Origin of the sequence: Micromonospora sp. NPDC048830, from assembly GCF_043198215.1 — a bacterium.
Taxonomy (GTDB): domain Bacteria; phylum Actinomycetota; class Actinomycetes; order Mycobacteriales; family Micromonosporaceae; genus Micromonospora.
Map to the genome: position 1 here is coordinate 218,999 of NZ_JBICUP010000006.1, position 19,211 is coordinate 238,209.

The 19,211-nt window shown below is 72.4% G+C and carries 17 protein-coding genes, 1 tRNA gene and 1 pseudogene; 10 read left to right on the forward strand and 9 right to left on the reverse strand.

Annotated elements, in window-relative coordinates:
- Window positions 1-45 precede the first annotated feature (45 nt).
- The 3 genes from ACGFIZ_RS08735 to argS form a co-directional block, all read right to left on the reverse strand.
- Window positions 46-1,386: a homoserine dehydrogenase gene (locus ACGFIZ_RS08735; RefSeq protein WP_393417211.1), complete on the reverse strand. Its 1,341-nt coding sequence runs from the start codon at window positions 1,384-1,386 to the stop codon at window positions 46-48.
- A complete protein-coding gene (gene lysA / locus ACGFIZ_RS08740; RefSeq protein ID WP_393417213.1) occupies window positions 1,383-2,795 on the reverse strand; it encodes a diaminopimelate decarboxylase in 1,413 nt (470 codons plus the stop codon). Before lysA ends, ACGFIZ_RS08735 begins: the two co-directional genes overlap by 4 nt.
- 120 nt (window positions 2,796-2,915) lie before the next feature.
- The gene (argS, locus tag ACGFIZ_RS08745; protein WP_393417215.1) at window positions 2,916-4,580 is read right to left on the reverse strand and encodes an arginine--tRNA ligase; all 1,665 of its coding nucleotides are present in this window, start codon (window positions 4,578-4,580) and stop codon (window positions 2,916-2,918) included.
- 134 nt (window positions 4,581-4,714) lie between these two features.
- Here argS and ACGFIZ_RS08750 point away from each other — a divergent pair, with 134 nt between their 5' ends.
- On the forward strand, window positions 4,715-5,521 hold the full coding sequence (locus tag ACGFIZ_RS08750; protein ID WP_393417217.1) for a DUF3105 domain-containing protein: 807 nt from the start codon (window positions 4,715-4,717) through the stop codon (window positions 5,519-5,521).
- Window position 5,522: 1 nt separating this feature from the next.
- Window positions 5,523-6,176, forward strand: coding sequence for a DUF305 domain-containing protein (locus tag ACGFIZ_RS08755; RefSeq protein WP_393417219.1), 654 nt, complete (start codon window positions 5,523-5,525; stop codon window positions 6,174-6,176).
- Between the two features lie 400 nt (window positions 6,177-6,576).
- Here ACGFIZ_RS08755 and ACGFIZ_RS08760 read toward each other — a convergent pair whose 3' ends face one another.
- Window positions 6,577-8,517, reverse strand: coding sequence for a BTAD domain-containing putative transcriptional regulator (locus ACGFIZ_RS08760; protein ID WP_393417221.1), 1,941 nt, complete (start codon window positions 8,515-8,517; stop codon window positions 6,577-6,579).
- A 275-nt stretch (window positions 8,518-8,792) separates the two neighbouring features.
- Between ACGFIZ_RS08760 and ACGFIZ_RS08765 the strand changes: the two genes are divergently transcribed.
- From ACGFIZ_RS08765 to ACGFIZ_RS08775, 3 genes are all read left to right on the forward strand, one after another.
- Entirely contained in the window at window positions 8,793-9,203 is a 411-nt protein-coding gene (locus ACGFIZ_RS08765) for a hypothetical protein (protein ID WP_393417223.1), read from the forward strand.
- A gap of 180 nt (window positions 9,204-9,383) precedes the next feature.
- Window positions 9,384-10,076, forward strand: a complete 693-nt coding sequence (locus ACGFIZ_RS08770; protein ID WP_393417225.1) for a winged helix-turn-helix domain-containing protein — start codon at window positions 9,384-9,386, stop codon at window positions 10,074-10,076.
- A 79-nt stretch (window positions 10,077-10,155) separates the two neighbouring features.
- A tRNA-Arg gene (locus ACGFIZ_RS08775) sits at window positions 10,156-10,227 on the forward strand.
- Between the two features lie 421 nt (window positions 10,228-10,648).
- Here the strand turns inward: ACGFIZ_RS08775 and ligD are convergent.
- Window positions 10,649-11,608: a non-homologous end-joining DNA ligase gene (ligD, locus tag ACGFIZ_RS08780; protein ID WP_393417227.1), complete on the reverse strand. Its 960-nt coding sequence runs from the start codon at window positions 11,606-11,608 to the stop codon at window positions 10,649-10,651.
- Between the two features lie 60 nt (window positions 11,609-11,668).
- Window positions 11,669-12,016: an isocitrate lyase/phosphoenolpyruvate mutase family protein gene (locus ACGFIZ_RS08785; RefSeq protein WP_393417229.1), complete on the reverse strand. Its 348-nt coding sequence runs from the start codon at window positions 12,014-12,016 to the stop codon at window positions 11,669-11,671.
- Window positions 12,017-12,160: 144 nt separating this feature from the next.
- On the opposite strand from ACGFIZ_RS08785, the gene ACGFIZ_RS08790 reads away from it, so the two are divergent.
- Both ACGFIZ_RS08790 and ACGFIZ_RS08795 read left to right on the forward strand, forming a co-directional pair.
- Complete coding sequence (locus ACGFIZ_RS08790; RefSeq protein WP_393417231.1) at window positions 12,161-12,754, forward strand: TetR/AcrR family transcriptional regulator; 594 nt, start codon at window positions 12,161-12,163, stop codon at window positions 12,752-12,754.
- Window positions 12,754-15,006 (forward strand): MMPL family transporter, encoded by a 2,253-nt coding sequence (locus ACGFIZ_RS08795; RefSeq protein WP_393417233.1) that lies wholly within the window; start codon window positions 12,754-12,756, stop codon window positions 15,004-15,006. The genes ACGFIZ_RS08790 and ACGFIZ_RS08795 overlap by 1 nt, the downstream gene beginning before the upstream one ends.
- A 49-nt stretch (window positions 15,007-15,055) precedes the next feature.
- Here the strand turns inward: ACGFIZ_RS08795 and ACGFIZ_RS08800 are convergent, their stop codons facing one another.
- The gene (locus tag ACGFIZ_RS08800; RefSeq protein WP_393417235.1) at window positions 15,056-16,309 is read right to left on the reverse strand and encodes an erythromycin esterase family protein; all 1,254 of its coding nucleotides are present in this window, start codon (window positions 16,307-16,309) and stop codon (window positions 15,056-15,058) included.
- A 104-nt stretch (window positions 16,310-16,413) separates the two neighbouring features.
- Between ACGFIZ_RS08800 and ACGFIZ_RS08805 the strand changes: the two genes are divergently transcribed.
- Complete coding sequence (locus tag ACGFIZ_RS08805; protein ID WP_393417237.1) at window positions 16,414-16,605, forward strand: DUF2795 domain-containing protein; 192 nt, start codon at window positions 16,414-16,416, stop codon at window positions 16,603-16,605.
- Between the two features lie 16 nt (window positions 16,606-16,621).
- Here the strand turns inward: ACGFIZ_RS08805 and ACGFIZ_RS08810 are convergent.
- Window positions 16,622-16,813: pseudogene (locus ACGFIZ_RS08810) on the reverse strand (ErmE/ErmH/ErmO/ErmR family 23S rRNA (adenine(2058)-N(6))-methyltransferase); the annotation flags it as partial.
- A gap of 184 nt (window positions 16,814-16,997) precedes the next feature.
- Window positions 16,998-17,903 (reverse strand): Gfo/Idh/MocA family protein, encoded by a 906-nt coding sequence (locus ACGFIZ_RS08815; protein ID WP_393417239.1) that lies wholly within the window; start codon window positions 17,901-17,903, stop codon window positions 16,998-17,000.
- A 320-nt stretch (window positions 17,904-18,223) separates the two neighbouring features.
- On the opposite strand from ACGFIZ_RS08815, the gene ACGFIZ_RS08820 reads away from it, so the two are divergent.
- On the forward strand, window positions 18,224-18,619 hold the full coding sequence (locus ACGFIZ_RS08820) for a hypothetical protein (RefSeq protein WP_393417241.1): 396 nt from the start codon (window positions 18,224-18,226) through the stop codon (window positions 18,617-18,619).
- Window positions 18,612-19,016 carry a hypothetical protein gene (locus ACGFIZ_RS08825; protein WP_347669321.1) on the forward strand — a complete coding sequence of 135 codons (405 nt, stop codon included), beginning with the start codon at window positions 18,612-18,614 and terminating at the stop codon, window positions 19,014-19,016. The genes ACGFIZ_RS08820 and ACGFIZ_RS08825 overlap by 8 nt, the downstream gene beginning before the upstream one ends.
- The last annotated feature ends 195 nt before the right edge of the window (window positions 19,017-19,211 follow it).

The window sequence follows — 19,211 nt, forward strand, 5'->3', positions numbered from 1 at the left end:
CGGCCGCCGGCACACCCTCGTTTAACCATCAGGCGGGACGGAAGGCTACGCCCCGCCCTCGACCCGCAGCACGCTCGTCACCGAGCGCACGATGTCGAGCCCGCGCAGCTCCCCGACGGTGGCGGCGAGGGCGGCGTCGGGCGCCACGTGGGTGACGATGACCAGCTCGGCGTCCTCGCCCGAGCCGGCCGGGCCGGAGCCCGTCGAGCCGACGCCCGCCGAGCCCTGCCGGACGGTGGCGATCGACACGTCGTGCCGGGCGAACACCCCGGCCACCGCCGCCAGCACACCGGGACGGTCGGCCACGTCGAGGCTGATGTGGTAGCGGGTCAGCGCCTCCCCCATGGGCCGCACCGCCAGGTCCGCGTACGCCGACTCGCTGGGCGCGCGTACGCCCGCGAGCCGGTTGCGGGCCACCGCCACCACGTCGCCGAGCACGGCGCTGGCGGTCGGCGCGCCGCCCGCGCCCCGGCCGTAGAACATCAGCTGCCCGGCCGCCTCGGCCTCGACGAAGACCGCGTTGAACGCGTCGCCGACGCTGGCCAGCGGGTGGGTCCGCGGGATCATCGCCGGGTGCACCCGGACGTTGACGGTCTCCCGCCCGGCGGCGTCCCGGCTCCGGGCGGCGATGCAGAGCAGCTTGATGGTGCAGTCCATCGCCCGGGCGCTGGCCACGTCGGCGGCGGTGACCTCGGTGATCCCCTCGCGGTGCACGTCCGCCGCGGTGACCCGGGTGTGGAACGCCAGGGAGGCGAGGATGGCCGCCTTGGCCGCCGCGTCGAAGCCCTCCACGTCGGCCGTCGGGTCCGCCTCCGCGTACCCGAGCGCGGTGGCCTCCTCCAGCGCCTCGGCGAAGCCGGCGCCGGTGGCGTCCATGGCGGAGAGGATGAAGTTGGTGGTGCCGTTGACGATGCCGGTGACCCGGTTGACCCGGTCGCCGTGCAGCGAGTCGCGCAGCGGGCGCAGCAGCGGGATGGCCCCCGCGACCGACGCCTCGTAGTAGAGGTCCGCCCCGCCCTCGGCGGCGGCGTCGTGCAGCGCGGCGCCATCCTCGGCGAGCAGCGCCTTGTTGGCCGTGACCACGCTCTTTCCGGCGCGCAGCGCCTCGACCAGCCAGCTACGGGCCGGCTCGATCCCGCCGACGACCTCGATCACCACGTCGACGTCGTCCCGCTTGATCAGGCCGAGCGCGTCGGTGGTGAACAGGGCCTCGTCGACCGGCAGGTCGCCACGGTCCCGGCCGAGCCGGCGGACGGCGATCCCGGCGATCTCCAACGGGGCGCCGATCCGGGCGGCGAGGTCGGCCGACTGCTCGTGCAGCAGCCGTACCACCTCGCTGCCGACCGTGCCGCAGCCGAGCAGCGCCAAGCGAACAGGTGAGGTCATCCGACATCCAATGCGAGCAGGTCTTCTTCCGTCTCCCGCCGGACGATCAGCCGCGCTCGACCGTCGCGCACCGCGACCACCGGGGGCCGGGGCACGTGGTTGTAGTTGCTGGCCATGCTCCGGCAGTAGGCGCCGGTGCCGGGCACCGCGAGAAGATCTCCGGGCTGCACGTCCGCGGGCAGGAATTCATCCTTCACCACGATGTCCCCGGACTCACAATGCTTTCCCACCACGCGGGCGAGCATCGGCTCCGCCGCCGAGGCCCGGGAGGCCAGCGTCGCCGAGTACGACGCGTCGTAGAGGGCGGTGCGGATGTTGTCGCTCATCCCGCCGTCCACGCTCACATAAGAACGACGCCCATCCGCTCCGTCGATGCCAGTGCCCAGGGGCACGGACTTGACCGTGCCGACCTCGTACAGCGTGAACACGGCGGGGCCGACGATGGCCCGGCCCGGCTCGATGGACAGGTGCGGCACGGCCAGCCGCTCGGCCTGGCACTCCCCCTCGACGATCTTGCGCATCCGCTTGGCCAGCTCGTGCGGGGCGGCCGGATCGTCCTGGGTGGTGTACGCGATGCCGAAGCCGCCGCCCAGGTCCAGCTCGGGCAGCTCCACGCCGCGCGCGTCACGGATCTGCGCCTGCAGGCCGAGCACCCGGCGGGCGGAGACCTCGAAGCCGCTGGCGTCGAAGATCTGCGAGCCGATGTGCGAGTGCAGGCCGCGCAGGTCCAGCACGCCCTCGTCGAGGACCCGCAGCGCGGCGGCGATCGCCGCCCCACCGGCCAGGGAGAAGCCGAACTTCTGGTCCTCGTGGGCGGTGGCGATGAACTCGTGGGTGTGCGCCTCCACGCCGACGGTGACCCGGATCAGCACGCCGGGGCGTACCCCCCGCTCACGGGCCAGCGCGGTGAGCCGGTCGATCTCGTCGAACGAGTCGAGGATGATCCGCCCGACCCCGGCGTCCAGCGCCCGGCCCAGCTCGGCCACGGACTTGTTGTTGCCGTGGAACCCGATCCGCTCCGGCGGCATCCCGGCCGCCAGCGCGACGGCCAGCTCGCCGCCGGTGCAGACGTCGAGGTGCATGCCCTCCTCGGCGATCATCCGCACGACCGCCCGGCACAGGAACGCCTTGCCGGCGTAGTAGACGTCGGCGTCGGCGAAGGCCGCGCGGAACTCGCGGCAGCGCGCCCGCAGGTCGTCCTCGTCGAGGACGTACACCGGGGTGCCGAACCCGTCCGCGAGCTCGCGGACGCCGAGCCCCGCGACGGCGAGCGCGCCGTCGGCGGCCCGGGCGACGTTGCGGGGCCACAGCTGCGGCACCAGGGCGTTGACGTCGACCGGCGTACGCAGCCACGCCGGCCCCCGGTTGCCGAGGTCGCCGTGCAGCGCCCCGGCCTCGTGCGCGCGCATCACCGACCTCCGCTTCGCGGCTGCGGGGCTCGCAAGCTCACTTCTCGCGCTCGCACGAACTGACCTCCGCTTCGCGACTGCGGGGCTCGCAAGCTCACTCCTCGCGCTCGCATATCGCCGTCACATCCTCTCGGGTGCGGAGACGCCCAGCAGGTGCAGGCCGTTGGCGATCACCGTACGGGTGGCGTCGTTGAGCCAGAGCCGGGCCCGGTGCAGGTCGGTGACCTCCTCGTCGCCGCGCGGCAGGATCCGGCAGTTGTCGTAGAACCGGTGGTACGCCCCGGACAGCTCCTCCAGGTAGCGGGCCACCCGGTGCGGCTCACGCAGCTCGGCGGCGGTCGCCACCACGGTCGGGAACTCGGCGAGCGCCTTGAGCAGCTCGTTCTCCTTCTCGTGGTCGAGCAGGTCGGGGCGGAAGTCGTCGCCCGCGCCCCGGGTCAGCCCCACCTCGGCGGCGTTGCGGCCCACGCTGGCCGTGCGGGCCGCCACGTACTGCACGTAGTAGACCGGGTTGTCGCGGGTGGCCCGGGTCCACAGCTCGACGTCGATGTCGATCGGGGAGTCGCTGGAGTAGCGGGCCAGCGCGTACCGGGCGGCGTCGACGCCGATCGCGTCGACCAGGTCCTCAAGGGTAACCACGGTGCCGGCGCGCTTGCTCATCCGCAGCGGGGCGCCGTCGCGGACCAGGTTGACCAGCTGACCGATGAGGATCTCCAGGTTGCGGTCCGGGTCGTCGCCGAAGCAGGCGGCCATCGCCCTCATCCGGCCGACGTAGCCGTGGTGGTCCGCGCCCAGCATGATCACCACGCGCTCGAAGCCGCGCTCACGCTTGTCGAGGTAGTACGCGCAGTCCGCGGCGAAGTACGTCCACTCGCCGTTGGACTTGCGCAGCACCCGGTCCTTGTCGTCGCCGAAGTCGGTGGTGCGCAGCCAGGTCGCACCCTCGGACTCGTAGGTGTGGCCCTGCTCACGCAGCCGCTGGAGGGCCTGGTCCAGCTCGCCCCGCGCGTGCAGGTCCTTCTCGTTGAAGTAGGTGTCGAACTCCACCCCGAAGTCGCGCAGCGAGGACCTGATCTCGGCGAACATCAGCTCCACGCCCTCGACCCGGAACACCTCCTGGGCGGCGTCGTCGCCGAGGCCCAGCACGTCCGGCCGGCCGGCCTGGACCGCCGCGGCGATCTCCGTGATGTACGCACCCGCGTACCCGTCCTCGGGGGTCGGCTCGCCCCGCGCGGCGGCGAGCAGCGAGCGGGCGAACCGGTCGATCTGGGAGCCGGCGTCGTTGAAGTAGTACTCCGTGCCGACGTCCGCGCCGGTGGCGCGCAGCAGCCGGGCGAGCGCGTCGCCCACGGCGGCCCAGCGAACTCCACCGATGTGCACGGGCCCGGTCGGGTTGGCGGAGACGAACTCCAGGTTGATCTTCAGGCCGGCGAGCGCGGCGCTGCGGCCGTACGCCGGGCCGGCCTCGACGATCGACCGGGCCAGCTGGCCCGCGGCGGCCGCGTCCAGGCGGATGTTGAGGAAGCCGGGGCCGGCGATCTCCACCGACTTGATCCCGACGGCCCGGCCGAGCTGCTCGGCCAGCGCGGCGGCCAACTCCCGCGGGGGTACGCCCACCTTCTTGCTCAGCTGGAGGGCGAGCGTCGAGGCGTAGTCCCCGTGCTCGGGGTTGCGCGGTCGCTCCACGGCGGTGCGCTCCGGGAGGGCGGAGCGGTCCAGGCCCCGGTCGGCGAAGACGGCGTGGGCTGCGGAGAGGACGACCTCGGCGAGTTCTGCGGGAGTCACTGATCCATGCTAACGGGGGTAGACTCGGGCGTCCGGCGGCGACCCTGCAGCGGCCGGAGCCCCCCGGCCGGCCCGGAGGTTCCTGTGATCCCGGCCCGCCACCGTCCTTTGACCGAGCTACCTGACGAGGCACGATGAGCATCAGCACCCCGGGCGGCCCGGAGCGCCGTCCGACCGTGGTCACCACCGGCAAGAAGCCGGCGGCGGGCCGGCCGGCGTCCGACGCCACGGCCGGGGCGGGCAAGCCGAAGGGCGGCGCGGGCCGCTCGGGCGGCGGCAAGGGCCCCCGCAAGCCGATCGCCCCGGTCAAGGTCAGCCAGGGCCGTTCCTGGGGTCCGATCGCCCTGTTCACCGCGGTCGGCGTGCTCGCCGCGGCGATCATCGGCTACGGCGCGTGGGCCGCGTTCCAGGGCTCGAAGCCGTGGGAGGACCGGGCCGCCGACATCGCGGGCATCGTGAACTACCGCGAGAAGAACAAGGAGCTCACCCAGGGCGGCAACCACCAGCAGGGCCCGATCAAGTACGACATCCTCCCGCCGGTGGCCGGCCCGCACAACGCCACCTGGCAGCGCTGCCTCGGCGACGTGTACAACGCCCCGATCGCGAACGAGCACGCGGTGCACAGCCTCGAACACGGCGCGGTGTGGATCACCTACCGGCCCGACCTGCCGAACGACCAGGTCGAGAAGCTGGCCAGCCTCGTACGGGGCAAGGACTTCATGCTGATGAGCCCGTACGAGGGGCTGGACAAGCCAATCTCGCTACAGGCATGGGGTTACCAGCTGAAGGTTGACAACGCTGACGACCCGCGGATCGAGGAGTTCGCCACTACCCTTGCCCAGAACGCCTCGCAGGAGCCGGGCGTGCCCTGCTCGTCGGGCAACTACACCACCGGCACCGGCACCACGCCCCGCGACATGCCGGCCTCGATGGGCAACTGACATGACGGTCGCAACGGAGGTTGAGGACAGGGCGGAGGAAGACTTCGCCGTCAGGTCGCGATTCGCCGCGTACAGAGCGCCGCTCCTGGCTTTGGCCGCCGTCGCCATCTTCGTACTCGGCTACGGGGCGGGGGTGTTTTCGCCGCCGGTGCGTACGCCGGGCGACACCTCGGCCGAGGCGGGTTTCGCCCGGGACATGTCGCGTCACCACGCGCAGGCCGTGGAAATGGCGATGATCGCCTATGCGGACTCCCCGACCCCGGAGATCCGGCAGATGGCGTACGACATGGCGCTGACCCAGCAGAACCAGATCGGGCAGATGCAACGGTGGTTGCAGGAGTGGCGGCTGATGCCCACGGGCAGCCAGCCCGGCATGGCCTGGATGCCGGACGGCGTCCAGGTCGGCGCGGACGGCCTGATGCCGGGTATGGCAACGAACGAGCAGATCGCCCAGCTCCGCGAAGCCAAAGGCAGCGGGGTCGACCGGATCTTCCTGGAACTGATGGTCAACCACCATCTCGGCGGGATTCACATGATCGACGGCGTGCTCGATCAGAGCAACCGCGACGAGGTGGTGGAGTTGGCCGGCGCCATGAAACGTAACCAGCAGAAGGAAATCACCCTGCTCCGAAAGTACCAGCAAAAAACGAGCTAGTGCCCGAGCGGGGATTCGAGGCCCTGGACCCACAACGGGGCGGGGCGCATCGGGTTCGATGACGCAGACCCGCGACTGGACCTGCGTCATCGTCCCGGGCGACTTTCTCCGGTCCTCACCGGTCGCCAAGGCGTGGAAGGCCGGCACCAACGCCGGCCATCACCAAGCTGCACCGTGTGTTGAACCTCTACGACCACCCCTTCGACCGGCGGGCGGGTTCTGCCTCGACGAGTGCGGCCGTGGGACCTGCGACGCGGACCTGCCGCCGAGAAGTGCATTACGCTCCGCGACCACGAGCGCTGCCGCAAGCCCCTGTTCCTACTGAAGACCCTGCGCCGCTGGGTGCGCCGTCCGCAGCCGCTTCTGCAACGCGGACGGCCATCCCGCCCGGGAAACCGGTCTACCCGGCAGTTGTCCAGCCAGGGCCGACAGGTACGACCGGACCGTGTCGAGAACCCGTACGCAGCCCTCCGGCCCCTAAGCGGCGCAGCCCGTGACCTTCACACTCCACCAAGCGCCTTCGCGCGTATTGCCGGAACAACCGGTGCACGGTGAAGAGCCCAGGTGATCGTTCGTGTATCAGATGCGCGGCGGCAAGCTGATTCAGCAACGGGATTGTCTCCATCGGCGTTCCGTCGGTGAGCGCCGTGGCCGCTTCTACTGTAAACCAGTCCCCTGGCATGTGCCCGAGGAGGCGGAAAAGCCGCTGCGCGGCTGTCGATAACGACCCGTAGGAGAGGTCGAAAACTCCTTCGAGCCACGATTCTTTGTCATTCTCGACAGCCAATACGGACAGCGCATCTCCGCCGCGCAACTCCGCGACTCGGTTAGCAATCGGACATTGAGGTTGCCCTGCGAGTTTGGCAGCCGCGATACGCAACGCCAGCGGAAGATGGGCGCAGGCCGCAGCCAACCTGTCCACCGCCTCGGATTCGCCATTCACACGCCCCTGACCGAGGGCGCGAACAAGCAGGGCCCGTGATTCCGCCGGACTGAAGAGGTCGACGGGTACGGGCTGAACCCCGTCCCGCGCGACAAGGCCGACAAGATGATCTCGACTGGTGATGACCACGCCGGAGGTGATGCAGCCCGGCAACAGAGGACGGACTTGGTCCACCGAGACGGCGTCATCCAGCACTACCAGCACCCGGCGACCCGCCAGCATCGAGCGATAGAGATTCGCCGCCTCCTGGCAGCTCGTCGGGACGTGGGCCGCCGGCACGCCCAGAGATCGCAAAAGCATGCCCAGCGCGGACGATGGGCTAAGCTCGCGACCGTCAGCTCGGCCCCGCAGGTCCAAATACAGCTGCCCATCCGGGAAACGATCGACCGATCGGTGCGCCCACTGCAGCGCGAGGGCACTCTTGCCAACCCCTGCCGTACCCGACAGCACGACCGTGCGCGCTCCCTGCTCCGCTTTCAGGAGCACCTGGTCGAGCCGGGCCAGATGCTGCTCACGCCCGACGAACCAGACCGGGGCCGGCGGCAACTGAGCAGGTGTCACCTGAGCAACTACCACCTGAGCCGGCTTTCGGGGCGACGAGTTGGCCGCGGCTTCAAGTGACAACTTGCTGACCGGGACCTCCTGACGTAGCACGCCCAGGTGTGCGGCAGCCAGATGCGGCCCGGGTTCCAGCCCGAGCTCGTCCGCGAGGCGGAGCTTGACCGTGTCGTAGAACTGCAGGGCCTGCACCGGCTGGCCAGCACCCGCCAGCGCGAGGACGAACTGGCTCGACAGCCGCTCGCGCAGCGGGTTCTCGGTGACGAGCAGCGACAACTCAGGAATGAGTTCGGTGTACCGACCGAGCGCCAATTCGATGTCAACCAGTTCCTCGTAGGCCGCAAGCCGCTGCTCTTGGAGAGCCGCTGCGGCGTCAACGACGAACGCGCCGCTGGCTCCGCCGAGCGGCACGCCCCGCCACAAGGCCAGGGCGGACCGGAGCAGGTCGGCAGCGTCAGCCGGCTTTCCACCCGCCGCGGCGGCCCGTGCCCTCTTCACTCGCTCTGCGAACTCTGCATGATCGAGCTCACCGTCGGTGACGACGATCCGGTAGCCGCCCGCCTGGGTGATCAGCACGTCACTCGTATCGTAGGGCAGCGCACGCCGAAGGTGGGACACGCACGCCTGCACCTGGGCCCGCGCACTCGAAGGTGGACTTTCACCCCACAAGGCATCGATCACCTGGCCGGTCGGTACGACGCGATTTGCGTTGAGTAGCAGGTACGCAAGCACTGCACGTTGGCGCGGGCGCTGGAGGTACAGCTGGCGTCCGCCAGCGTACGCCTCTACTGGCCCAAGAACTTTCCATCGCAATACGGCCCCCGTTGCCGATACGACCATTTCTGGCCCGAACCATCATAGCGCCTGCATCGAGATGATTGGCTGTCCACATAGGACTATTACCCGGAAAAGCCGATTTGTCCGCAAATAGAAACAAGTCTAAGCGTTTGCGGACGGTGATTAGCAGCCGCATAGCAAATTCATGGCGGAACCCCGGAGACTACGTCCACGACTTCATCCGACAGTCGGCCGCCCAGTCGCCCGACCTGTGGGCCACTCCGTCCAGGGGACGACTCCACCACATGGGGCGATTCGAAACGCGAAGGAGCATCAGCATGAAAAGGAAGTTAGCCGGTTACCTCGGCGCGATCGCCCTGATCGCGGGCGGCACGGTCACGGCCACGGCCTCCCCCGCTTTCGCCGTGGGTGGCTGCGACCAGGGCAACAGCACCGTCGGAGCCTGCTTCGACTATTCCGGCGGCAGTAACGCCCGCGCCGATTTCTACATGAACCGGACGGTCGACAGCAGCTACAAGTACTACCGGGTCTGGATGAGGATCAACGGCGGCTCCTGGGTGTTCAAGGGCGAAGGGAGCACCGTCCAGGGCCGCAACTGCTGCTGGTATCACCACGTCGACGCCCTTCCGGACAAGTGGCAGACGGGCCAGACCAGGGTCACGCTGTACACGTCCACCTGGGCGGCGCACACCACCTCGGACAGCCCGATCATCAGCTTCTACGCCTGACATCTCCGTTGTTCGGTGACCCGCTCAGCCGGCCTCGGCCGAGCGGGTCACCGTGCGCTCGAAGGCTCTGCACCCGCGCCGCCCACCCCTGCCTACCGCCCACAAGCTGGCCATCTGCACCCGGTGGGCGATTTATACGTTAAGGGTTACTTATTGGGAAGTGCCTTCGTTGTCCCCGACGTGGGGGTTGCACTCAGAGACGCACGGCGCTCCGTCACCAGTTGGTGCCGGCGCCACACGATCGGCGGTGACGGGACGGTGGCTGCCGTCCGTCGCGGACAGCGGCAGGGCGAGCCGGGAACGCTCAGCCGCGAGCAGGAACTGGAACTGATCGACGTCCTGCGGGGCGTCCACCCCGACGAGTTCGGCCTGGACGAGGAGCTGTGGACGCGGCAGAGTCTCACCACGCTCGTCCAGCGCCGGTTCGACCCGGCGATGGACGTCGGCGCGATCGGGGCGTACCTGCGGGCCTGGGGGTTGGGTCCGCGCGAGCCGCGCGAGCGCGCGTGCGGGCTGTGCGTCGGGGCGGTCGAGCGCTGGGTACGCAGCGAGTACCCGGCGATCACGAGGGCCGCCCAGGAGCACCTCGCCGACGTCTACTGGCTAGGCCGGGTACGGCTGCGCGGGACGATGCCGGCGGCCGACGTGGTCTCGGCCGTGTCGTCGCGCGGTCGGGTCCGGTTCATGGTGACCACGCCCTCGGTGGACCCGCCGCTGCCCCGGGACTTCGTGCTGCGGCTCAGCGGCGCCGAGGAGCGCCCGGTGCACCTCATCGTGGACGGCTCCTGGCCGCGCAACGAGTGGCCCCGCCGCCTGCCCCGCCGCATCCTGCTGCACCCCCTCCCGAGCTGCGGCCGGGCGGTCGCCGCCTGACCCCGGCCCCGGGGGCGGCGCGCCGGGATACCGATTGGGCGATCGGTGGGGGCGTTTGCTAGTCTTCTCCAGTCGCTGAGCCCCCGTAGCTCAGGGGATAGAGCACCGCCCTCCGGAGGCGGGGGCGCAGGTTCGAATCCTGCCGGGGGCACAGACATGAAAAGCCCGGGCCGCTGGTCCGGGCTTTTCCCGTTCACCGCGCCGCTCTCCCGCCAGGTGGGCGGCGGCCGCGCTCGCGTACGGCGGGCGGGGCACCGTCACCTGGATCCGCCCTGTGGAGCTGCCCCGTCCGTGCGCCCGGGCACCCGGGCGGCACTACGGCGGCATCGAGGAGGGGCAGCGCGTCTGTCGGCACATCGGCCCTGCTTCGCGTGCCGCAGGCCCATCGGCCCCACGTCGTGTGCCCAGGGCGCATCGGCCCCGCCCTGTCTGCCGCGGGTGCATCGGTCGCCGGAGGGGTGCCCCGTTCGTGGGGGCAGCTCCACAGGGCCCGAAAGACCATGGCTGCGGCAGGCGCCACGCCGGCCCGGACGCGGGCACGTTCGGGGCGACGGAGGACCGGCGGTGGGGCGTCAGCCGACATCCCGGCGGGCGCGGGCGCGGCGTTTGCCCTCGTGCATGGCCTGCACCCGGGCCACCGGAATGCCCCGCCCCTGCTCCACCAGGTCGGCCGGAAGGCGCTGGGGCGGCGGCGCCAGCTCGGCCCAGGGGTCGCGGTCGGCGACCAGCGCCGGCACGGTCCGCACGGTGAAGTCGGCCGGGGTGACCGCGTCGAGGTCGTCCCAGGCGACCGGGAACGACACCGGCAGCCCCGGACGCAGCCGCGGACTGTACGCGGCCACCACGGTCGCCCCGCCGGCCCGCGTCGAGTCGAGGAAGACCCGCCCGCCGCGGTCCTCGCGGATGAAGGCGGTGGTGGCGAGCGCCGGGTCGAGCCGTTCGGCGCGTACGGCCAGGGCCCGGGTGGCGGCGGCCACCTCCTCGGCGGTCGCCGCCGGATCGACCGGGACGAAGACGTGCAGTCCCTTCGCGCCGCTGGTCTTGACCGCGCCGACGAGACCGGCGTCGGCGAGCGCCCGCCGGACCAGCCGGGCGGCGGCCACGGCGGCGCCGAAGGCGTCCCCCTCGGGCGGGTCGAGGTCGAGCACGAGGTGGGTGGGGTGGGCGGGACGGTCCACCGTCGCCAGGGCCGGGTGGTACTCCACCGCCCGCTGGTTGGCGAACCAGAGCAGGGTGCGCCGGTCGTCGCAGAGGGCGTACGACACCTCGCGGTGGGACGCCTCCGCCCAGACGGACGCCCGGCGTACCCAGTCCGGGGTGTACTTGGGCAGGTTCTTCTGCATGAACGGCGGCTGCCCGCGCAGCACCCGGATCACCGACAACGGCCGGCCCCGCAGCGCCGGCACCAGCCGTTCGTGGACCGCGTCGAGGTAGGCGACCAGGTCCCGCTTGGTGGCCCCCGCGTCCGGGGTCAGCGGTTGGTCGAGGTTGGTCAGCGACACCCCGTCCCGGGTCTCCTCCGCACCGCTCATCACCCCACCTTTCCTGCCCCGCGCGCGGAGGGCAACCGGACGCGCCCGCCGGCCTCGGCGTCACACCGCGTACGGGTCCCTGCCTGCCCGGATCGCGTCGAGCAGCGCCGCCGTCCGGGCCTGGACCGCCGCGTACGGGCCCTCGCCGTGGCTGATCCGCGCCGCCCCGAGCCGGGTCAGCTCGGCGAGGCTCGGACCACCCGGCCGGTAGAGCAGGTTCACCGGGGCGCCCGCCCCGGCCACGAACTCCGCGACCTGCCCGGGCTCCGCCAGGAGGATCGGGTAGACGCAGTCCGCCCCGGCTGCCCGGTAGCGCCGGGCCCGGCGGATCGCCTCGGCGGTACGCCCGGCCGGGTCGCCGACCCCGCGCAGGTGTACGTCGATCCGGGCGTTGAGCACCAGCGGCACGCCCGCCGCGTCGGCCGCCGCTCGGACGGCGGCGAGCAGGTCGGCCTGCTCCTCGTGCGCGCATCATGGCACCCCCCTGTGGCACAGCACACTTTCTGACCGATCGGTCAGGCGCTGACCGATCGGTCAGGCATGCTGGATGGCATGGCACGAGCGATACCGGCGACGCACGCCGAGATCCTGGCCGCGGCGGCGCGGCGGTTCGCCGTCACCGGGTACAAGGGCACCTCGCTGCAGGACATCGCGGGCGAGGTCGGCGTCTCCAAGGCGACGGTGCTCTACCACTTCGCCAACAAGGAGGCCCTGCTCGGCGAGCTGATGGCCCCCGCGCTCGCCGTACTGCAGGAGCTGGACGACCGGCTCGCCGGGCTGACCGGCGCGGCGGCCCAGCGGGTCGCCGCGGAGGGGTTCGTCGGCCTCGCGGTGCGCTTCCGTCGGGAGATCGCCCTGCTCCGCGGCGAGTTCCCCCACCTGCTCCAGCAGCCGGCGTTCGCGCACGTGCAGCAGATCTCCGAACGGCTCGTCGCGGCGTTCGCCGGCCACTCGCCGCGCCCGGCAGCCCGGGTCGCGGCGCTGGTCCTGCTCGCCGGGATCGCCGAGACGTGCGGCGAGTTCGGCGACCTCGCGGACGACGAGCTGCGCGCGGCGCTGCTCGGCCTCGTCCGGCGCGCGCTGGAGCCCCCGACTGACCCCACCCCCACCGACCAGCAAACCCACGACCGAGGGACAAGGAACTGATGGCGACCCTGTTGTACCGGCTCGGCCGGGCCTCGCTGCGCCGTCGACGGCTGGTGGCCGTCGGCTGGCTCGTCGTGCTCGTCGGCCTCGGCGTCGCGGCGGCCACCCTGAAGGGCCCGACGGCGAGCAACTTCACCATGCCCGGCACCGAGTCGCAGCGCGCGCTCGACCTGCTCGCCGAGCGTTTCCCGCAGGCCAGCGGCGCCACCGGCACCATCGCCGTGAAGGCGCCCGCGGACGGTCAGCTCGGCACCCCGCAGGGGCAGGCCCTGGTCCGGGAGGTGACCCAGGAGGCGGCCGGCCTGCCCGGCGTGGTCGGCGCGGTCGACCCGTTCCAGGCCCAGGCGGTCTCCCCGAACGGCCGGTACGCGCTGATCCAGGTGCAGTTCGCCGGTCGCGCCGACGAGGTGACCGACGCCCAGCGCAGCGCGTACGAGAAGGTGGGCGCGCAGGCCGAGGCCCAGGGCTGGCAGGTCGCGCCGGGCGGCGAGGTGCTCAACGCCGAGCCGGAGGTCGGTTCCACCGAGGCGCTCGGCGTCCTCGTCGCCGCGATCGTCCTGATCGTGACGTTCGGCTCGCTGGTGGCCGCCGGGATGACGATGCTCAACGCGCTGATCGGCGTCGGCGTCGGCATGGCCGGCCTATTCGCGCTCAGCGGCGCGATCGAGCTGACCAGCACGGCCCCGATCCTCGCCCTGATGCTCGGGCTGGCCGTCGGCATCGACTACTCCCTGTTCATCACCTCCCGACACCGACAGAACCTGCTCGACGGGCTCCCCGCCGAGGAGGCCGTCGGCCGGGCGGTCGGCACGGCCGGCTCCGCCGTTGTCTTCGCCGGCGCCACCGTCGTCATCGCGCTGGCCGGCCTGGCGGTGGTGGACATCCCGTTCCTGACCGTGATGGGTCTGGCCGCCGCGGGCACGGTGACCGTCGCCGTGCTCGTCGCGATCACCCTCGCCCCGGCGCTGCTCGGCTTCGCCGGGAACCGGGTGCTCCCACGCCGGCTGCGCAAGGGCGCCGCGAACAACGGCGGGACCGCGGCGAACGGCGGAACCGGGGCGGACGGCGGAACTGGGGCGGACGGCGGGGCCGCGGCGAACGGCGGGGCGTCGGCCCAGAACCGCTCCGGGTTCGGCTTCCGCTGGGCGCGCCTGACGACCCGGCTGCACGTACCGGTGATCCTGGTCGGCCTGCTCGGCCTGGGCCTGCTCGCGGTGCCCGCCCCCGACATGCGGCTGGCCCTGCCGGACGCGAACACCGCCCCCGTCGACTCGCCGGCCCGGGTCAACAACGACCTGATCCGGGAGGGCTTCGGTCCCGGGTTCACCGGCCGCCTCGCGGTGGTCGTCACCGCCGACTCCCCGCAGGCCACCGCCGCCACCGCGCCGCAGGTCGCCGCGCTGATCCAGCGGACGGACGGGGTGCTGGCGGTCACCCCGCCGCAGACCGACCCGACCGGGCGGACGGCCCTGCTCGGGGTGATCCCGCGCAGCGGCCCGACGGACGAGGCCACCGAGGACCTGGTCCACGACATCCGCCGTCAGGTCTCCGGGATCAGCCAGGCGGACGTGCTGCTGACGGGCGTCACCGCGATCGGCATCGACGTGTCGGAGAAGCTGTCCGACGCGCTGCCGGTCTACCTGGTGCTCGTGGTCGGCCTGTCCGTCCTGCTGCTGATGCTGGTGTTCCGGTCGGTCCTGGTGCCGGTCAAGGCGGCGCTGGGCTTCCTGCTCACCGTCGCGGCGACGTTCGGCATCACCGTCGCGGTGTTCCAGCAGGGGCACCTGGCCGACCTGGTCGGCCTGGACACCCCGGGCCCGCTGGTCAGCTTCCTGCCGATCCTGCTCATCGGCATCCTGTTCGGCCTGGCCATGGACTACGAGGTGTTCCTGGTCTCCCGGATGCGGGAGGACTTCGTGCACGGCGCCCCGGCCCGGCAGGCCACCATCAGCGGGATGGGCCACGGCGCGCGGGTGGTCACCGCCGCCGCGCTGATCATGATCTCGGTGTTCGGCGGCTTCGTCTTCCTGGAGGACCCGGTGATCAAGTCGATGGGCTTCGCGCTCGCGGTCGGCGTGGCGATCGACGCGTTCGTGGTCCGGATGACGATCGTCCCGGCGGTGATGTCGCTGCTCGACCGGGCGGCGTGGTGGCTGCCCCGCTGGATCGGCCGGCTCCTGCCGAACGTCGACGTCGAGGGCGAGGGCCTGCGCGCCCACCTCGCCGAGGCGGAGAAGGCCCCGGTCGGATGAGCGCGAGGGGGCCCCGCCGACACCCGGCGGGCCCCCGTCGACCGCGGGCTCAGACGCCCGCCGGGTACGTCTCCATCTCGCCGGGGGCGGCCACGGCGGGCAGCGGGTGCAGGGCCGTCGTCTCGTCGCACCAGATGAACGCGTCGTAGCGCTCGCCCAGCCGCGTCGGCACATAGTTGCCCCACGACTCGAAGCTCGGGTCGTACACCACGCCGATCGCCCGGTGGTCGAGCTGGTCGGTGACCCAGCCGGGCTGGTCCGCGCCGCCGAAGACCAGCACCGCCCGGTCCGGCATCAGCTCGTGCAGCCGCCGCTCCACCGAGCCCGGCCGGGCCGGCGGCACCACCATCGTCTCGGGCGGGGAGCCCCAGCGGGGCGCCGCCACCGTCGTCCCCCGGTAGCTGCCGAAGCCGACGAGCACCACGTCGTCCGCCCCGTGCCGCTCCCGCGCCAACTGGCCGACGTTGGTCATCCCGGCGTCCGCCATGTCGGTGGCCCGGGCGTCGCCGACGTGCGTGTTGTGCGCCCAGACGACCGCCCGGGCGTCCGGCCCGTGGAGGTCCAGCAGCCGGTCCAGGGTGTCGGCCATGTGGACGTCCCGCACGTTCCACGACTCCGGCCCGCCGCCGACCATCGCCCGGTAGTAGCGCTCCGCGCCGGCCACCACCTCCGCGTTCTGCCAGGTCGAGAAGCGGTCCGGGCCGTCCGCGGCGGCCTGTTCCCGGGTACGCGTCAACAGCCGCACCACCTCCTCCTCGCAGCGCGCGGAGACGAAGCGGCTGGCGTCCCCGTACTCCTCCGGCTTCCTGCCGTACGGCTCGAAGCACCGGTACGCCTCCTGCGCCGCCTCCAGCGACGTCGGGTCCTCCTCGCCGAGATAGTCGAAGATCGCCTGCATCGACTCCCAGAGGCTGTAGACGTCCAGGCCGTGGAAGCCGGTCCGGCGGTCCTCCGGGCGTTCCGAGTTCCAGGCGCGCAGCCAGCGGGCGAATCGGGCCACCTCGGCGTTGGCCCACATCCAGGTGGGCCAACGTTCGAAGAGTTCGAGGGCCGATCGCGGGTCGGCGTGCCCGTCGGCGGCGGTCACCGACCGGTGCACCCGTTCGCAGTCCGGCCAGTCCCCCTCCACGGCGACGAAGGAGAAGCCCAGCTCGGCGACGAGCCGCCGGGTGAGCTGCTCGCGCAGGCGGTAGTAGTCGTACGTGCCGTGCGTCGATTCGCCGATCATGACGATCCGGGCGTCCCGGATCCGCTCCAGCAACGGATCGAAGTCGCTCGGCGCGCCGAGCCGCTGTACCAGCATGCCCGCGGCTACCCGACCCCCGCGCGGGCAAACCCGGGACGTCACCCGTCCGGGTGCCCGACGGCGGGCGGCATGGCCCGCGGCGCAGCGGGTAGCCGGCGGGCATGACGGTCAGCGGAGTGGAGTTGCAGGAGTACCTGGCCGGGCTGGACTACCCGGTCTCGAAGGAGGACCTGGTCCGCTGGGGGCAGGAGAACGGGCTCGGCACCGCGGCCCTGCAACTGCTGCGCGCGCTGCCGCCGGAGCAGTTCGACTCCCCGGACGAGCTGGGCGAGGCGCTGCGCGACCTGGGCTGACCCCGCCGCGACGGATTCAGCGCAGCAGGCGGAACAGGGTGAGCCACTGCTCGGGCCAGACCTCGCCGACGAGGGTGTCCGGCGCGAGGCGTACGGCCCGCAGCGCCGCGTCCACCCGGGCCCGGGGCAGGTGCCGGCGCAGCGAGGCCGCGAGCGAGCCGCCGACCCCGCCGAACCCGGCCTCCACCAACCGCCGGTACGCCGGCAGGGGGCCGGACGCCGGACTCGCGGGCGGGCCACCAGCTGGGGGGCCCACGCGGCCGGCGTACCGACCACGTCGATCAGGGCGTGCGTGCACATCCCGCGAGGCTAAACCGGGGCGGGTCGGCCGCACGACCGGTTTATCCGGCGCGGGCCGACGAGGCACAGCCCTCCGGAGGGGTGAGCGAGGGTCAGCCGGGGAGGCTGACGGTGCGGCCCTCGGCGCGGGCGGTCTCGGCGGCGTCGAGGATGGCCGCCACCTCCCGGCCGAACCGGACGTCGCAGCGGTGGTCCCGGGTGCCCGCGTCGATCTCCTCCAGCAACTGGTCGATCGCGGTCCCGTACGCGCTCAGCGCGTTGCCGTCGCCGGGCGGCACGCTCTGCATGCCGTCGTCGCCGAAGAAGACGACGTCGCGGATGACGGCCGGCGGCGGCGCGTCCAGGGTCAGCGAGAGGCTGCTGGTCGCCCCGCCGTCGTGGGTGAGCAGCAGGTGGATCAGCCCGCGGGGGCCGTCCGCCGCGGCGACCCGGGTCACCCGGCCGAGCACCGGCAGGATCAGCGACAGGGCGTGCGGCCCGATGTCCCACAGCGCGCCGCGTTCCCGCCGCCACTGCGACCCGCCGTACGGGCTGTCGGGCTGGAAGATCGAGGCGAACATCGTCACCCGGGCGTGCTGCCAGCCGCCGGCGGCCGCCGCCGAGGCGAGGAATCCGGTCACGTTCGGGTGGAAGCGCTGGGTGAAGAAGACCACCGAGGCGACCCCGGACTGCTGGGCGGCGGTGACCACCCGGTCGGCGCCGGCCAGGGTGAGCGCCAGCGGCTTGTCCAGCAGCAGGTGCCGGCCGGACGCGGCGGCCCGGACGGCGATGTCGGCCTGCACGTCCGGCGGGAGCGCGACGGCGATCGCGTCACAGGCGTCGATCAGCGCGTCGACGTCGGCGAAGACCGGCACTCCGTGCCGGTCGGCCAGCGCGGCGGCCCGCTCGGCGTTGCGGCCCCACACCCCGGCCAGCGCGGCGCGGGGATGCGCGTCGATCGCCGCCGCATGGGTCTCCGCCGCCCAGTGACCGGTGCCGAACAACCCGAACCGCAGCACGAGGAACCCCCGGTGTCGTCGTCCGCCACGGCGAACCGTGGCCTGCTTCGAACTCCGCCGCGGCGAGCCGCGGCCTGCTTCGAACTCCGCCGCGGCGAGCCGCGGCCTGCTTCGAACTCCGCCGCGGCGAGCCGTGGCCTGCTTCGAACTCCGCCGCGGCGAGCCGCGGCCGTGCTCCAACCTAGTCGTCGGGCCCGGCCGACGCAGCCACGGCAGTGGAACGGCACGGATCGGCGGGCGGGGCGGACCCGCCTCCGAAGGGAGTACTACACGGGTTAGTAGGCTGCCCTGGTGACCGAGACTCCGACGGGGTGCCGTCGATGACCAGCGCGGCGGCGTCCGGCTCGCCGGTGGACGGGATCCTCGCGACGGCGACGATCGTGCTGTCGCTCGTACTCGCGGCGTGGGCTCTGGTGGCGGCGGTGCGCAACCGGCCGCCGGACCAGGCGCAGTTCGCCGGCCTGGCCCTGCTGGAGCTGGGCCTGCTCGCGCTGACCGCGGTGGCGCTGGTCGCCCTGAGCGGCGGGGAGTCGCCGGGCGAGCCGGGCGCGTTCTTCGGCTACCTGGTGACGCTGGTCTGCCTGCCGCCGCTGGCCTGGGTGCTGGCCCGGATGGAGCCGACGCGGTGGGGCTCGGCGATCGTCTGCGCGATCTGCCTGGTGGCCCCGGTCGTGGTGGTCCGGCTCCAGCAGACCTGGGAGGCGGTCGGTGGCTGAGCCGCGGACGACGAATCGGGGGCCGGGCCGGCTGCTGATCGCCGTCTACATCCTCTTCGCCATCGCGGCGACGTCGCGGGCGGGCCTGCAGATCGCCACGAAATTCGACGAGGCCCCGGTCGCCTACCTGCTCTCCGCGGTGGCCGCGCTGATCTACATCGTGGCGGCGGTGGGGCTGGCCCGGGCCGGGCACACCGGACGCCGGGTCGCGCTGGCCTGCTGCTCGGTGGAGCTGGTCGGGGTGGTCGCGGTGGGCATCCTCAGCCTGGCCGACCGGGAGCTGTTCCCGGACGAGACCGTCTGGTCGGGGTTCGGCAGCGGCTACGGCTACATCCCGCTGGTCCTGCCGGTGCTCGGCCTGGTCTGGCTCTGGCGCACCCGCCACGCCCGCGCCTGACCCACCCACCCCGGGCGGGCGCGCCCGAAGGCGCGCCCGCGATCTCCTTCGCGGAGTGCTCCTGCAACGCCTCGAAGTCCACCTTCATGCGGGCGGCGGTGGACCGCACCTGATCCACCGTCCCGGAAGGAGGCGATCAGATGTCTTACGTCGTCGGCACTGGCACGGTCGCGTTCGGCCGTGGCGAGGATCGTC

Excerpts from the sequence above, each read along its gene's own strand:
- ACGFIZ_RS08735 (WP_393417211.1), bottom strand. The coding sequence starts at position 1,386 with ATGACCTCACCTGTTCGCTTGGCGCTGCTCGGCTGCGGCACGGTCGGC.
- lysA (WP_393417213.1), bottom strand. The coding sequence starts at position 2,795 with ATGCGCGCGCACGAGGCCGGGGCGCTGCACGGCGACCTCGGCAACCGG.
- ACGFIZ_RS08750 (WP_393417217.1), top strand. The coding sequence starts at position 4,715 with ATGAGCATCAGCACCCCGGGCGGCCCGGAGCGCCGTCCGACCGTGGTC.
- ACGFIZ_RS08755 (WP_393417219.1), top strand. The coding sequence starts at position 5,523 with ATGACGGTCGCAACGGAGGTTGAGGACAGGGCGGAGGAAGACTTCGCC.
- ACGFIZ_RS08760 (WP_393417221.1), bottom strand. The coding sequence starts at position 8,517 with ATGGTCGTATCGGCAACGGGGGCCGTATTGCGATGGAAAGTTCTTGGG.
- ACGFIZ_RS08765 (WP_393417223.1), top strand. The coding sequence starts at position 8,793 with ATGAAAAGGAAGTTAGCCGGTTACCTCGGCGCGATCGCCCTGATCGCG.
- ligD (WP_393417227.1), bottom strand. The coding sequence starts at position 11,608 with ATGAGCGGTGCGGAGGAGACCCGGGACGGGGTGTCGCTGACCAACCTC.
- ACGFIZ_RS08790 (WP_393417231.1), top strand. The coding sequence starts at position 12,161 with ATGGCACGAGCGATACCGGCGACGCACGCCGAGATCCTGGCCGCGGCG.
- ACGFIZ_RS08795 (WP_393417233.1), top strand. The coding sequence starts at position 12,754 with ATGGCGACCCTGTTGTACCGGCTCGGCCGGGCCTCGCTGCGCCGTCGA.
- ACGFIZ_RS08800 (WP_393417235.1), bottom strand. The coding sequence starts at position 16,309 with ATGCTGGTACAGCGGCTCGGCGCGCCGAGCGACTTCGATCCGTTGCTG.
- ACGFIZ_RS08805 (WP_393417237.1), top strand. The coding sequence starts at position 16,414 with ATGACGGTCAGCGGAGTGGAGTTGCAGGAGTACCTGGCCGGGCTGGAC.
- ACGFIZ_RS08820 (WP_393417241.1), top strand. The coding sequence starts at position 18,224 with ATGACCAGCGCGGCGGCGTCCGGCTCGCCGGTGGACGGGATCCTCGCG.